The organism is Sphingobacterium sp. GW821-FHT03E03 (assembly GCF_059420745.1).
In genome coordinates this window covers 38,632-52,421 of record NZ_JBWKUH010000034.1, presented here as the reverse complement: position 1 = coordinate 52,421, position 13,790 = coordinate 38,632, and the positions used below count along the sequence as shown (strand labels likewise).

Here is a 13,790-nt window from a genome sequence, read left to right as displayed (position 1 = left end):
TATTTTTATTGATTTTGACATTAAATCAAAACTATATTGTATTTTAGAATGCAATTATGTTATTCCTTAGATTGATATTGGAAAGTTGTCAGTTTGCGTTTTCTGCATTAAAGGACAATCGTACACGTACCATGCTTTCCTTGCTGGGCGTGACTATTGGTATTTTTACCATTATAGGTGTGTTTTCGGCGGTGGATACCTTACGAAATAACATTGAGGAATCTGTAAAAAAGATAGGAAGTAAGACACTTTACATAGAGAAATGGCCTTGGGATGGTGGCCCAAATTATCCTTGGTGGAAGTATTTGAACAGACCTGAACCTACGTATAATAATTACCAGGACTTAAGAAGCCGTATGACAACAGCGGAGTATATGGCTTATATGATTAATATCGGTAACACAACGATTAAGTATAAAAACAATTCTGCCCAAGGTTCATCGGTAAATGCTGCGACCTATGAAAATCTATATATCCAAAACTTAAATATTGTTGACGGTCGATATTTTGCGGAAAGTGAATCCAGAGGTGGAGCGCTAGTCACAGTACTGGGAGCTAATATCGCGGATGGACTTTTTCCGAATGAGGAACCAGTCGGTAAGTATATTAGTATGTTGGGTAGGAAAATTCAGGTTATCGGTGTCTTAAAAAAAGAGGGCAATGGTGTGTTAATTAATACTTCACCCGATGATACCGCTTTTATTCCATTTGAATTGGCTAGAAATCTTGTCAATTATGATAATTTTTCTCCAAGTATAGCCATGGTCATCAAGTCGAGTTATACATTGGGTGAAGCTGAAAGTGAGGCAAAGACATTGATGCGGTCGATCCGTCGTATTTCTCCCCAACGTGAAGAAAATTTCTCTATCAACCAGACAACAATGATTACAGGTGCATTAGATCAGCTTTTTGGTATTATTAATCTTGCTGGATTTTCTATTGGTATTTTCTCAATTTTAGTTGGCGGTTTCGGTATCGCCAATATCATGTTTGTAAGTGTCAAGGAACGGACACATATTATCGGTATCCAAAAAGCTTTGGGTGCTAAAAATTTCTTTATTTTATCGCAATTCCTTATCGAATCTATTGTGCTTTGTTTACTGGGTGGTGGGATTGGTCTTGCTGTAGTCTATTTTCTTGCTTTTATCGTCCAACTAGCAACGGGTGTCGCAATTGTTGTCAGTGTAAAAATGGTTATTCTTACGGTATCACTTTCTACCTTCATTGGCCTGATATCAGGTATCGTACCTGCTTTGATGGCCTCTCGGTTAGATCCAGTCGAAGCTATTCGAAGTAAATAAACTAACTATGGTTAAAAAAGCTCAATTTTCGATATTGAAAGGATTTTGGCTTTTGCTTTTTGCTTACAGCTGTGTATTGATGGCAGAGATTACATGGCGGTACCATAGTTTTGCATTGGATGCTAATTTTCTGATGATAAAACAAACGGAAATTGAGGCGTTTTGGTGGTATAAATATGCTTTCTATTTACATGTCTGTACAGCGATACTCGCCTTACCTGCTGGTTTTACTCAATTTAATTCGGGGCTTCTGAAGAAATATCCGCAACTGCATCGGAGGATTGGTTATGTTTATGTATTTAGTATTTTGGGCTTTGCTGCACCTTCAGGGGTATTGATCGGATCTGTCGCTAATGGAGGCTTCTTTGCGGTCATTTCCTTTGAACTGCTTGCTTTGGGATGGTTCTATTTTACATTTCAGGCCGTTCGTCTGGCCGTTCAGAAGAAATTTAATGTACACCAAGATTTTATGCTGCGTAGTTTTGCACTAACCTGTTCAGCCCTCACATTGCGTTTCTGGAAAGTGATTTTGGTTTACCTATTTCAACCGAATCCGATGGATCTTTATCAGATTATTGCCTGGCTGGGCTGGGTGCCTAATTTATTACTTATTGAGTTTATTATTTATCGAAAAAATCATAATTTAAGAAACCATCATGATCTATCCAGATCATAAATGGGATAAATTCAGAGATATGAAAAGGAATATCTATTTATTATTAGTGCTTTCCGCCATGATCGGCTGTAAAGAACGAACAAATAAGAAGGCTGTTGAGCCCAAAGCACAAGATTCTGTTTTGCTTGAACAGGAGACTCATAAGGAGCTTTATGGCAATTGGGTGGGGAATTTTGTGATTGATGAAAATTCCCTTGAAGATGGTGAGGGGCTGCCAAATACGGATTATAGTCCAAAAATAAACCTGACCATCAAAAAAATAACAGATAAAGGGAAAGTTTTTGGACAAAATGTGGTCAAAGGAAATCTACGTTCGTTGACAGGAAAACTTGAGGGCGACGGGAATGCGATGCAACTATTGTTGGATGAGCCAGGTGATAAGAAATCAGATGGTCGTTTTGAAATAAAATTGAAGAATGATACATTAATTGGGAGTTGGGTCGCTTACGACCAAGGGGTGAAGATTAAGAAAAGAAATTTCAAATTATTGAAAAAGCAATTTGCCTATAATCCAAATCTGATGTTAAATAATCAAGATGAAGAATATGGAACTTTGGTCGATTGGATCAACGCGAAAAAGAAAGAAGCGACAGATCAAGATGGTGATTCTACTTATACTTATGTGATGGAATATTATCGGTCCGCATCGCCGGCTGTGTTCAGTATAAATGCTTCTAAGCAGAAATTGGCGGAGAAAGACTTGAAAAACCTGAAAAAATTAGATCTAGAGATTATTCGAAATACAATTTTTGCACGGCATGGTTATGCTTTTACGAAGCCCTCTATTCGTCAGTTTTTCGATCCAGTAGATTGGTATGTACCGGTTTCGAAAGATGTAAGTTCGGATCTGAGCCCGTTGGAGAAAGATAATATTGCGCTTCTTACAAGATTTGAGAAGTATGCGACAGACAATTACGATACCTTTGGAAGGTAATCTGCATTTGTTTTTTGTATTGCGTTACAACTGATAGAAAAAGGAACGGAAAAGAGGTAAAAACGGACCCTGAAGATCGAATAATAAAAAAAGGTAATAGGGGGTACGAATAGAATTAAACTCAACGGGGTCTCCAATTTTTTTAGAGACCCCGTTGAGTTTATGCCTTGTTTGGTTTCGACTGAACTAACTTATTTATTTCGGATGGATATAGCATTTTTATGTGCATGTAAGCCCTCAAGTTCAGCGAGTATTTCAACTGTGGATCCAATCTGTTGGAGTCCGTTTTCGTTGATATGCTGAAATGTTATTTTCTTTACAAAAGAATCGACTGAAACACCAGAATAGGAACGAGCATATCCGGATGTCGGTAAAGTGTGGTTGGTTCCTGATGCATAGTCGCCTGCACTCTCCGGTGTAAGGTGTCCTAAGAAAACCGAACCTGCGTTGCTGATATGGCGTGTCAAGGATTCCCACTGATCTGTTTCTAAAATAAGGTGCTCCGGAGCATATTCATTTGAAAATTGGATGGCCTCTTGGAGGTTTCCAACCGTGACTGCATACGAGTTTTCGATTGCTTTTGAAGCAAGTTCTTTCCGCGGCAATACAGCAAGTTGTGTTTCAAGTTGTGTATTAACGGCATCTATTATAACCGTAGAGGTTGCGACTAAAACGGCTTGACTGTCTATGCCGTGCTCTGCTTGCGCCAGAAGGTCGGCTGCAACAAATGCCGGATTGGCTGTTTCGTCAGCAATCACAAGCACTTCAGATGGTCCCGCAGGCATGTCTATACTAACGTTAGTGAGCCCCTGTATAATTGATTTGGCCTTCGTGACAAACTGGTTACCCGGACCGAAGATTTTGTCAACTTTAGGAATAGATTGGGTGCCAAAGGCCATGGCAGCAACTGCTTGTGCGCCTCCAACAAGATAGATACGTTTAATGTTGAGCAATTTTAAACAATACGCAACAAAACCATTAATCTTTCCATTGGATTGTGGGGGAGAACAAACTACAATCTCTTTACAACCTGCAATTCTGGCAGGTATACCTAACATCAATAGCGTGCTAGGTAAAACGGCAGAACCGCCAGGAATATAAAGCCCTACTTTTTCAATCGGACGTATTTCCCGCCAGCACTTCACACCAGGCATAGTCTCTACTGTACGTTCTCTTTTAAGCTGTGTGCTGTGGAATCTGTGTATGTTTTGGAATGCTATTTCCAAAGCACGCTGTTGGTCACGGTGTATGGTAGTTGCTAATTCATCAATATCTTCTTCGTCCAAAAAGAGTTTTTCAAGTTGTACTTTGTCAAATTTTGCAGCATATTCACGCAAGACAGTATCGCCCTGCACCCGTACCTGCTGAATAATATCTTGGACGACTTCCTGGATTGAATTGTTCGGATCTGTATTCCGAGCAACCAATTGTTGCAGTTCCGTTTTTCCTAAAGATTGGTATTCGTATTTTTTTAGCATGATCGTAAGAATCGGTCAAGTTTAGAGAATGATTTTTTCAATCGGCATCACAACGATACCTTGGGCACCCTCTGCTTTTAATTTATTGATTTTGTCCCAAAAATCGTCTTCTGTAATTACGGTGTGTACTGCTACCCAGCCTTCTTCCGCTAATGGAACTACAGTTGGACTCTTTACCCCATGTAATAAAGAAGTGATGGCAGGAAGGTTCTTTTTCTCGACATTCAATACCACATATTTGGTTTCTTTAGCCAATAGAACCGATTCTATACGCTGAACTAATTCGGCAAGGATTTCATTTCCTTCGAGTCCCTTTCTACCAACCAGAATAGCTTCGGAATTTTTGACATCAGCAAAGGGTTTTAGACCATTACTTTTCAATGTTCCACCTGTGGAAACGATATCACATATTGCATCGCTAAGTCCTAATCCAGGCGAAATTTCCACTGATCCAGATATCAATCGTATATCCGCATTGATTTGGTAATCGTCGAGAAAATTTTTAAGGATATTGGGATAGGAGGTTGCGATCGCTTTGCCATTAAGGTCTTTGATATCTTGAATAGAGCTATCTTTTGGTATAGCTAATTTTAAGGTACATTTTCCAAAACCAAGTCGTTTGATATATTCCACTTTTGATTCTGTTTCGTCGATGATATTTTCACCAACAATACCAAGGTCGGCTATTCCCTGTTCGACATAGCCTGGGATGTCATCATCTCTAAGAAATAATATTTCTAAAGGGAAGTTGCCTACAGTAGTAATCAAGGAGCTTTTGTAGTTTTCGAAATCTAAACCACAATTTTTCAGTAATTGAACAGATTTTTCGTTTAACCTACCCGATTTTTGGATAGCAATTTTAAGATTTTTCAACGCTTTATAAATGTTAGCAGTAAATTATTAATAATAAGAAATCAAACTAGAGGGAGGGTATTCTACGTAAGAACACATTAAATTAACATATCGCCACATGGCGATGATGCAAATGAAAATGATATACGTAGGTATAGATCATGTTTGTATTAATAACTGATAGCAAATGTATAGTAAATTAATGGGAAATACAAAATTATCATTTTAAAAAGTTAAAAGATTAGTTCTGTTGGGGCGTCAGATTTTTAAAATTTCGTATTATTTTCTATAAAGTTTGAGACATAGACTGGCAACTATTGGAAATTTCCTTATTTTTAGGAAGTGAAGTTTTTTTTAGCTTAATGTTGCTCATAAACTGCATCTGTTGGAGCTCTCGGAAAATACATTGTTCGTAACAGCTTCTATTGATTAAAATATTAAGCAGTTGAAAAAGTCAAATATCATGTCAAAAATAATCTATAGTAGATGAAAAGAATAGTATTTATTTTAATGAGCTGGGTGACATGCCTGACGGGTACTGCAATTGCTCAGGAAAAACCGGCTTCTACGTTAGATATTCGTATTTTGGAATCTATAGCTGAGACAAGATCTGACTCCCAGACACAGACTTTTAAAGTACTCTCTGATATCAACAACTGTGTGCAGGTTGCTGTGCCTGTTGGTCTATTAGTTGCTGGTGCTATCAATAACGATAAGGCAATGCGTCAAAATGCACTGTATGTGGCGAGTAGTACCGCTGTGACAGCATTGGTTAATGTCGGAATAAAACATCTGATCAAGCGGAGTCGGCCCTTTAAAAAATATCCGAACTTTATATCTGTTCGTACGGCTGGTGGCTATTCTTTTCCTTCAGGCCATACGTCGTCAGCTTTTGCAACAGCTTCAGCCTTGTCCCGTGCGTACTCAAAATGGTATGTTGTTGCTCCGTCTTTACTTTGGGCGAGTAGTGTTGGTTATTCCAGAATGTATCTTGGTGTGCATTATCCAACGGATGTACTCGCTGGGGCGGTATTGGGGGCTGGGTCGGCCTTTGCATTGGATGGGTTAAGAAAATAAAAATAAGTTTAAATGAATAATTGATGCAAGTGATAAAAATATTGGTTGTAGGTTGTGGTAATATGGGAGCTTCCCATGCGAAGGCCTACCACGATTTGGATGGATTTGAGATCGTTGGTTTGGTCGCTAGAGGGAATAGTAAACATAAACTTAATGCGGAGTTAGGTGCTGATTATGCGCTTTTCGAATCATACGAAGAGGCATTGGAGCAAACGAAACCTGATGCTGTCTGTATTGCGACCTATCCTGATACACATAAAGATTATGCAATTAAGGCTTTCGAATCGGGGGCTCATGTTTTTATTGAGAAACCTTTAGCTGAGGATGTTACATCGGCAGAAGAGGTTGTGAATGCCGCCATAAAGTATAATAAAAAACTGGTTGTAGGGTATATTCTTCGTTATCATCCCTCATGGATGAAATTTATTGAGCTTTCGAAGACTATGGGGAAACCTTTGGTTATGCGTATGAATCTTAATCAACAAAGCCATGGTTACATGTGGAATGTCCATCGCAATTTGATGTCTAGCCTAAGTCCAATAGTTGATTGTGGTGTACATTATATCGATGTCATGTGTCAGATGGTAGGTGTCAAGCCGGTACGTGTTTCGGCGATAGGCGCCCGGCTTACGGACGATATTCCAGATTGGAACTATAATTATGGTCAGCTTCAGTTGCATTTTGAGGACGGTTCTGTAGGTTGGTACGAAGCGGGCTGGGGACCTATGGTGAGTCAAAATGCCTTTTTTGTAAAAGATGTTTTCGGTCCCAAGGGTTCGGTATCCATTGTTGCTGACAAAGCAGGCAACGAGGGTAAATCGGATTCTGTGGCGGCGCATACACAAACAGAAAGTCTACGTGTACACTATGCTGATTTAGACGCGAATAATGAATTTTTTAAAAAAGATGAGTGGGTGAACTTGGCCGATGAGCCAGATCATCAGGAGTTGTGTAACAGGGAACAACGCTTTTTTCAGCAGGCCATCCTTGGGGATATTGATCTGTCTTCTTCCATGGAAGATGCGGTCAATAGTTTACGTATAGCGCTTGCTTGTGACGAAGCCGTGAAAACAAAACAGACTGTATTATTGTAATTCTAGTTCATATAAGATTTACTGTTTTTTTTTGTCTCTTTTATGAAAAATTGGGCGGGAAAAAAGTAATTAAATAAAAAATATAGCAGAAGGATAGGCTTTTTGGTCTATCTTTTGTTATTTAGCTACATATTTATCATTCTTATGAAGAATTTATTCAAAGTGGCGTTGTTGTTTGGATTGTCCATCCCTGTAGTGCATGGGCAAGATAAACAATGGCAGATGGAATTTGTGTTTAAAGGTGAGATTTCACCCGAAAAATTTGAAAATGAGATTCCAGAGTTTGCAAAAGAATTTTACGAGCCTTTTCTGAAAGGAAAGACGGCCTATAAGAATGTTGAAGTCTTAGCAGATGCCAATTATTCTTCGGCTGTTGTTAATCAGAAAGAGCATGCTATTTTGAATAGAAAATTGGCAAAAACCTATTCTTTCTCAGCAGGAGATGATATTGTAACAGCAGAATCTTATCACCCTTCTTATAAAATCGTTAGTAATAGACTAAAAGAATCTGAAGGGCCATATGTATGGATACAGGATTTAGGAGAGATTGAAGATGTCGCTGGTGTGACCTGTAAAAAAGCAAAATTATTTATCAAAAATCAGGCGGATTCTGCGGAAGCAACTGTTTGGTATTCTGAGGCGGTGCCAACATACTACATGACTGCTTTTTCATTTGTAAATGATCTCCCGGGAGCGGTGCTTAAACTGTCGTTGGGCCAAAATACAGAATTGGGTTTTGAGACAACTAAAGTATCGAATGTTTCAACTGTGGAAGGCTTTCAATTGCCTCAGGATGTTAAAGTTGTGGATATATCAGGGAGTAGTCATACGGAAGAAGGCGAGGATGTAAGTTTGTTTGAGGATACTTTTCCCCTGGATAAGTCACTTAAATGGGTGATGGTGAAAGATAATGATACGAATGATGAATATTATGGAATAAAGAGCTCAACGGGACAAGAGGTTTTGTCATGTTCACTTTTTTCATTGGCCTATTTTAATGATCGGATTGCCATCGTTTCAGACAAGGATAATTACTTCTGGTTGTTAGACAAAAAGGGGAACAAGCTAAATAAAACAGGATTTGACTGGCTTACTCCAGCGACTGAACGATTGGCTATTTTTCAAAAAGATGGAAATTTTGGATTGGTCACACAAGAGGGAAAGGTTTTGCTCGATAAGAAGGAAAATATAAGTAAGTTTTTAAATAATTATTTGATGTTCTCGGAAGATGGGAAAATAGGTTTGTTGGATGAGAATGGGAAAATTATTATTAATCCTAGTCTATTATTTTTGGATGTAGATAGTACAGGTAAAGTTTTGGTAAGAGATAAAGAAGGGGAGGAGACCAAAACACTTGAACTTGATACGTTTATAAAGGAATATGTAAAGTGATTTAGATTTTGTTGAATAGAAGACTAATATAAGTCACCATAAAAAAAAGCATTCAATCTAAGCAGATTGAATGCTTTTTTGCTTTGATTATTTTTATATTCTGGTTACGGAATATTTAGAAATTTGTGTGTCTGTAGGGAGATATCCCATTTTGGATTTTCCTTGACATAGTCAATAATAGACGGGGTCATTTCTTTGGATTTGGACCATTCGGGCTGAAGGTATAATCTGCAATTTGGTCCAACTAATTGTGCATATTCTTCTCCCCAGGCAAAATCACTTTTATTGAAAACAATAACTTTGAGTTCACCTGCGGCATCGAGGACGTCTTTTCTTGGGGCTTTGAATTTTTTCGGAGACAGGCATATCCAATCCCATTCTCCACTTAAAGGATAAGCGCCAGATGTTTCAATAAAAGTTTTTATGCCCGCAGCGTGGAGACCTTTTGTGAGGTAGTCCAGATTATAGATAAGAGGTTCGCCTCCTGTGATAACAACTGTTTTAGCAGGATATTTTTTTGCATTTTCAATAATTGAATCTGCAGCTGTAAGCGGATGGATAGATGCATCCCAGCTTTCTTTTACATCGCACCAATGGCATCCAACATCGCAACCACCTAATCTGATGAAATAAGCAGCAGTCCCGGTGTGGTAACCTTCTCCTTGAATGGTGTAAAATTCTTCCATCAAAGGTAATCGTGTTCCGTCTTCTGGTACTTGATTCGACATAGTTAAAATTTGAGTCTGCAAAAGTAGCAAATATTAATGATATGCTCAATTTCTCTTGTTGTTTTCGGTAGAATTCGTGTCATTTTTATTGGGTTGAAAAATTAATGACGATCTTAGGTTTCATTAACAGCAGATAGGTGTTTTGTTTAAAAAATAAACTTGGACATAAAAAGGGATGGATTGTTCAAAAGGGGTAAGAGATCATAAAAAAACTGTTTATTACCAGAATTTTTGCTAAATTTGTTTCACAATTTATTTATTGAAAACATAAGTGTAATAACATAATTGTACATGTTGTTTTGTGTTTTCTATTTTTTAACAATATAAAAATCATAGTTGTAAATGATTAAAATTACACTACCTGATGGTTCCGTTAGAGAATATCAAAAAGGAATCACTGCAGCAGAAATTGCTTTATCAATTTCTGAAGGGTTAGCGAGAAATGTTCTTGCGGCTGAGGTGAATGGTGAGGTATGGGATTCTGCCCGTGCTATTGAAGAAGATTCTAGTGTTAAGTTGTTAACCTGGAATGATACAAAAGGAAAATCTACTTTTTGGCATTCTTCGGCTCACTTATTGGCTGAGGCTTTGGAAGCTTTATATCCAGGGATTAAATTCGGTATTGGTCCGGCTATTGAAACTGGATTTTACTATGACGTTGATTTTGGCGATCGCGAATTTTCTTCGGATGACTTTAAGGCTATTGAAGACAAGATGTTGGAACTTGCCAAACGTAAAGAGACTTTTGAGCGTAAAGCTGTTTCGAAGTCAGATGCCTTAGCGTATTTTACTGAAAAAGGGGATGAGTATAAGCTCGATCTGATTAAAGATTTGGAGGATGGAAAGATTACATTCTATACTCAAGGAGAATTTACAGATTTGTGCCGTGGTCCTCATATTCCAAACACAGGGTTTATTAAAGCCATAAAATTAACTAACGTCGCTGGTGCGTATTGGCGAGGTGATGAATCTCGTAAACAGTTAACGCGTATCTATGGGGTAACTTTTCCAAAAGCATCGGAACTCACTGAATATCTGAAGTTCATCGAAGAAGCAAAAAAACGTGACCACCGTAAGTTAGGTAAGGAACTGGAACTTTTTGCATTTTCAGAAAAAGTTGGTGCAGGATTGCCTTTATGGTTACCAAAAGGGGCTGCGCTACGTCAAAAATTAATTGATTTTTTGCAAAAAGCGCAATTGAACTCAGGATATGAGCCTGTAGTTACTCCACATATTGGTCATAAACAATTGTATGTGACTTCTGGTCACTATGAAAAATATGGTGCGGATTCATTTCAGCCGATTAAAACACCTATCGAAGGTGAAGAATTTTTGTTGAAGCCGATGAATTGTCCACATCACTGTGAGATCTATAAAGTTAAACCACGTTCGTATAAAGATTTACCTGTTCGTTTTTCTGAATTTGGTACTGTATATCGTTACGAGCAATCTGGTGAGTTGCATGGCTTAACTCGTGTGCGTGGGTTTACTCAGGATGATGCACACTTGTTCTGTCGTCCGGATCAGGTAAAAGATGAGTTTAAAAAAGTAATCGACCTCGTTCTTTATGTATTTGGTGCTTTAGGATTTAATGACTATACTGCACAGGTATCGTTGCGTGATCCTGAAAACCGTACTAAATATATCGGAACCGATGAAAATTGGGCTTTGGCCGAATCTGCAATTATTGAGGCTGCTGAAGAAAAAGGTTTGCCGACAGTTGTGGAATATGGTGAAGCAGCTTTCTATGGACCGAAATTGGATTTCATGGTAAAAGATGCCCTGGGACGTAAATGGCAGTTGGGTACTATTCAAGTTGATTACAATTTGCCGGAACGTTTTGAATTAGAGTATACTGGAAGTGACAATATGAAACATCGTCCAGTGATGATTCACCGTGCGCCATTTGGATCGTTGGAGCGTTTTGTGGCTGTATTGATCGAGCATTGTGCGGGACAATTTCCGTTATGGCTTGCGCCTGAGCAATTTATCGTCTTGCCAGTGTCAGAAAAATACGAAGAATATGCGCAAAATGTTTTGAATTCGCTAAATAATTCCGATATTCGCGGACTGATAGACTTACGTGACGAGAAGGTAGGCAGAAAAATCAGAGACGCCGAAGTGAAAAAGCTTCCTTATATGTTGATTGTAGGGGAAAAAGAGGTGGAAAATGGCACAGTTTCTGTACGTAAACATGGCTCAGTAGAATTAGGCACTATGACTGCTGACGAATTTAGAGATATATTAATTAAGGAAATAACCGTTTAATTTTTAAACATTTGGCATTAAAAAGACCCGGTGGTCCAAGACCACCAATGAGAAAGAAAGAACCAGATCACCGCATTAATGAGTTAATCAAGGTACCTGAGGTACGTTTGGTAGGAGATAATGTGGAACAAGGAGTTTTCCCTACGCGTAAAGCGTTAGAGTTGGCTGATGAGTTGGAACTTGATTTAGTGGAGATTTCGCCAAATGCTGTACCGCCGGTTTGTAAGATTATCGACTACAGTAAGTTTGTTTACGAACAGAAGAAGAAACAAAAGGAAATCAAAGCTAATGCAAAACAGACTGTTATCAAAGAAATTCGTTTCGGACCTAACTCTGGTGAACATGATTTTGATTTCAAATTGAAACATGCGATTAAGTTTCTTGAAAGTGGTGAGAAAGTACGTGCGTACGTACACTTCAAAGGTCGTGCTATCGTACACAAAGATCAAGGTGAGATCTTGTTGTTACGCTTCGCTCAGGCACTAGAAGATTACGGTAAAGTAGAACTTTTACCAAAATTAGAAGGGAAACGTATGTTTTTAACAGTAGCTCCAAAGGCTCCTAAAAAATAATAAGAATTCTAACAGATTGATATAAAATTTATAAGTATTATGCCAAAAGTTAAAACCAATTCCAGCGCAAAGAAACGTTTCAAATTGACTGGAACAGGTAAAATTGCAAGAAAAAACGCTTTCAAAAGCCACATCTTGACAAAAAAGAGCACAAAACGTAAACGTAACTTAACACAAACAAGTTATGTATCTGATGGCGACATGGGCAACGTAAAACGTATGCTTGCTATCGGTAAATAAGTTTTATTCGATTTTATTTAATAATAATTTTTTAACCGGGTACAGGGTCGTAAGTTCATTGAAATACATGGCACCTTTTACCAAACTAATTTTAAAAATATGCCACGTTCGGTTAACGCAGTAGCTTCAAGAAGAAGACGCAAAAAAATCCTAGGCCTTGCAAAAGGTTACTTTGGATCACGTAGCAAAGTTTATACTATTGCTAAAAATACAGTAGAAAAAGGTTTACAATACGCTTACCGCGATCGTAAAACCAAAAAACGCGAGTTTAGAGCTTTATGGATTCAACGTATCAACGCTGGAGCTCGTCAACACGGAATTTCTTATTCCCAATTGATCGGTAAATTAAACGCTAAAAACATTGGTTTGAACCGTAAGGTTTTAGCTGATTTAGCTTTAAATAACCCAGAAGCTTTCAAAGCAGTTGTAGACGCAGTAAAATAGAGTTTTTAATCCGCTGTCAATTTGTTAGAGATATTAAAGGAGCCTTTGGGCTCCTTTTTTTGTTGTCACTTGTTACCTCTTCGATCACTGTAGTCTTTTTTGGACGATGCTTGTATGTATAGCGAGGAGCTGCTCATCGTATTTTATTTGTCGGTGGCCTTATAGCCTCCTTTGAACAACTGAAATTATCAAACTAGATGTAATAACCATTCTCCCTCAATGTTAGGTTTGATTTTTGTACAAGTAGCTATAAATATAAAATTATGAAAACAAGAACTATCGCATTTGGATTTTCACTTCTTTTATTAGGTGGTATGGTTATGGCTAAGGGGCCAGGTTATAAAGCTCCAATAAAAGTTGTATCTGATCAACAAGGGAAAGTTATTTCAATTGAGGGTGTGGGTAACACCCGGACAATAGAGGCCAAGGGAGGAGAGACAATCCAAATAGAAGGTGCCGATAATAAGGTTGTGATACGTGGTAATGTTAGTAAAGTTATTATTGAGGGTAAAGGTAATACAGTAACTGGAAACGACGTGTCAACTGTTACAATAGAGGGCGCAGACAATATGGTTAATATTGGCTCTTTAGAGACAGTGCAAATTGAAGGTGTTAAAAATCACGTTCACTACAAGTCGACTAAAAACAAATCAGGCCAAGCAAAGGTATCTACCGAGGGAGCTGATAATATGGTGATGAAGATGAAATAGCTGAAAAGGCATCAACAAAAAAGG

At 38.2% G+C, this 13,790-nt stretch carries 14 protein-coding genes; 11 read left to right on the top strand and 3 right to left on the bottom strand.

Annotated elements, in window-relative coordinates:
• Positions 1 to 56: 56 nt before the first annotated feature.
• From AC07UV_RS23615 to AC07UV_RS23605, 3 genes are all read left to right on the top strand, one after another.
• On the top strand, positions 57 to 1,301 hold the full coding sequence (locus tag AC07UV_RS23615; protein WP_208642463.1) for an ABC transporter permease: 1,245 nt from the start codon (positions 57 to 59) through the stop codon (positions 1,299 to 1,301).
• 79 nt (positions 1,302 to 1,380) lie between these two features.
• Positions 1,381 to 1,977: a DUF2306 domain-containing protein gene (locus AC07UV_RS23610; RefSeq protein ID WP_495185517.1), complete on the top strand. Its 597-nt coding sequence runs from the start codon at positions 1,381 to 1,383 to the stop codon at positions 1,975 to 1,977.
• 19 nt (positions 1,978 to 1,996) lie between these two features.
• Positions 1,997 to 2,911 (top strand): YARHG domain-containing protein, encoded by a 915-nt coding sequence (locus tag AC07UV_RS23605; RefSeq protein WP_282255441.1) that lies wholly within the window; start codon positions 1,997 to 1,999, stop codon positions 2,909 to 2,911.
• A 191-nt stretch (positions 2,912 to 3,102) separates the two neighbouring features.
• Here the strand turns inward: AC07UV_RS23605 and hisD are convergent, their stop codons facing one another.
• Together hisD and hisG are read right to left on the bottom strand one after the other, a co-directional pair.
• Positions 3,103 to 4,389, bottom strand: coding sequence for a histidinol dehydrogenase (gene hisD / locus AC07UV_RS23600; protein ID WP_495185516.1), 1,287 nt, complete (start codon positions 4,387 to 4,389; stop codon positions 3,103 to 3,105).
• 21 nt (positions 4,390 to 4,410) lie between these two features.
• A complete protein-coding gene (hisG, locus tag AC07UV_RS23595; RefSeq protein ID WP_120258380.1) occupies positions 4,411 to 5,262 on the bottom strand; it encodes an ATP phosphoribosyltransferase in 852 nt (283 codons plus the stop codon).
• A 465-nt stretch (positions 5,263 to 5,727) separates the two neighbouring features.
• Here hisG and AC07UV_RS23590 point away from each other — a divergent pair, with 465 nt between their 5' ends.
• The 3 genes from AC07UV_RS23590 (at position 5,728) to AC07UV_RS23580 (ending at position 8,804) form a co-directional block, all read left to right on the top strand.
• Positions 5,728 to 6,318, top strand: a complete 591-nt coding sequence (locus AC07UV_RS23590; RefSeq protein ID WP_495185515.1) for a phosphatase PAP2 family protein — start codon at positions 5,728 to 5,730, stop codon at positions 6,316 to 6,318.
• Positions 6,319 to 6,341: 23 nt separating this feature from the next.
• Entirely contained in the window at positions 6,342 to 7,412 is a 1,071-nt protein-coding gene (locus AC07UV_RS23585; protein ID WP_495185514.1) for a Gfo/Idh/MocA family protein, read from the top strand.
• Between the two features lie 144 nt (positions 7,413 to 7,556).
• Complete coding sequence (locus AC07UV_RS23580) at positions 7,557 to 8,804, top strand: hypothetical protein (protein WP_495185513.1); 1,248 nt, start codon at positions 7,557 to 7,559, stop codon at positions 8,802 to 8,804.
• A gap of 104 nt (positions 8,805 to 8,908) precedes the next feature.
• On the opposite strand, the gene AC07UV_RS23575 is transcribed toward AC07UV_RS23580, so the two are convergent.
• Positions 8,909 to 9,532, bottom strand: a complete 624-nt coding sequence (locus tag AC07UV_RS23575; RefSeq protein WP_121121488.1) for a 7-carboxy-7-deazaguanine synthase QueE — start codon at positions 9,530 to 9,532, stop codon at positions 8,909 to 8,911.
• 342 nt (positions 9,533 to 9,874) lie between these two features.
• Between AC07UV_RS23575 and thrS the strand changes: the two genes are divergently transcribed.
• The 5 genes from thrS to AC07UV_RS23550 all read left to right on the top strand — a co-directional run bounded on the left by thrS (position 9,875) and on the right by AC07UV_RS23550 (position 13,766).
• Complete coding sequence (gene thrS / locus AC07UV_RS23570) at positions 9,875 to 11,800, top strand: threonine--tRNA ligase (RefSeq protein WP_495185512.1); 1,926 nt, start codon at positions 9,875 to 9,877, stop codon at positions 11,798 to 11,800.
• A gap of 11 nt (positions 11,801 to 11,811) precedes the next feature.
• The gene (gene infC, locus AC07UV_RS23565) at positions 11,812 to 12,372 is read left to right on the top strand and encodes a translation initiation factor IF-3 (protein WP_120258375.1); all 561 of its coding nucleotides are present in this window, start codon (positions 11,812 to 11,814) and stop codon (positions 12,370 to 12,372) included.
• A 39-nt stretch (positions 12,373 to 12,411) separates the two neighbouring features.
• Positions 12,412 to 12,612, top strand: coding sequence for a 50S ribosomal protein L35 (gene rpmI / locus AC07UV_RS23560; protein WP_002993964.1), 201 nt, complete (start codon positions 12,412 to 12,414; stop codon positions 12,610 to 12,612).
• Between the two features lie 99 nt (positions 12,613 to 12,711).
• Positions 12,712 to 13,056 (top strand): 50S ribosomal protein L20, encoded by a 345-nt coding sequence (rplT, locus tag AC07UV_RS23555; RefSeq protein WP_046674462.1) that lies wholly within the window; start codon positions 12,712 to 12,714, stop codon positions 13,054 to 13,056.
• Between the two features lie 263 nt (positions 13,057 to 13,319).
• The gene (locus AC07UV_RS23550) at positions 13,320 to 13,766 is read left to right on the top strand and encodes a DUF3060 domain-containing protein (protein ID WP_495185511.1); all 447 of its coding nucleotides are present in this window, start codon (positions 13,320 to 13,322) and stop codon (positions 13,764 to 13,766) included.
• The last annotated feature ends 24 nt before the right edge of the window (positions 13,767 to 13,790 follow it).

What these genes read in the sequence shown, in the direction of transcription:
- AC07UV_RS23615 (WP_208642463.1), top strand. Translation starts at nt 57, where the DNA reads ATGTTATTCCTTAGATTGATATTGGAAAGTTGTCAGTTTGCGTTTTCT.
- AC07UV_RS23610 (WP_495185517.1), top strand. Translation starts at nt 1,381, where the DNA reads ATGGCAGAGATTACATGGCGGTACCATAGTTTTGCATTGGATGCTAAT.
- AC07UV_RS23605 (WP_282255441.1), top strand. Translation starts at nt 1,997, where the DNA reads ATGAAAAGGAATATCTATTTATTATTAGTGCTTTCCGCCATGATCGGC.
- hisD (WP_495185516.1), bottom strand. Translation starts at nt 4,389, where the DNA reads ATGCTAAAAAAATACGAATACCAATCTTTAGGAAAAACGGAACTGCAA.
- AC07UV_RS23590 (WP_495185515.1), top strand. Translation starts at nt 5,728, where the DNA reads ATGAAAAGAATAGTATTTATTTTAATGAGCTGGGTGACATGCCTGACG.
- AC07UV_RS23585 (WP_495185514.1), top strand. Translation starts at nt 6,342, where the DNA reads ATGCAAGTGATAAAAATATTGGTTGTAGGTTGTGGTAATATGGGAGCT.
- AC07UV_RS23580 (WP_495185513.1), top strand. Translation starts at nt 7,557, where the DNA reads ATGAAGAATTTATTCAAAGTGGCGTTGTTGTTTGGATTGTCCATCCCT.
- AC07UV_RS23575 (WP_121121488.1), bottom strand. Translation starts at nt 9,532, where the DNA reads ATGTCGAATCAAGTACCAGAAGACGGAACACGATTACCTTTGATGGAA.
- thrS (WP_495185512.1), top strand. Translation starts at nt 9,875, where the DNA reads ATGATTAAAATTACACTACCTGATGGTTCCGTTAGAGAATATCAAAAA.
- rpmI (WP_002993964.1), top strand. Translation starts at nt 12,412, where the DNA reads ATGCCAAAAGTTAAAACCAATTCCAGCGCAAAGAAACGTTTCAAATTG.
- rplT (WP_046674462.1), top strand. Translation starts at nt 12,712, where the DNA reads ATGCCACGTTCGGTTAACGCAGTAGCTTCAAGAAGAAGACGCAAAAAA.
- AC07UV_RS23550 (WP_495185511.1), top strand. Translation starts at nt 13,320, where the DNA reads ATGAAAACAAGAACTATCGCATTTGGATTTTCACTTCTTTTATTAGGT.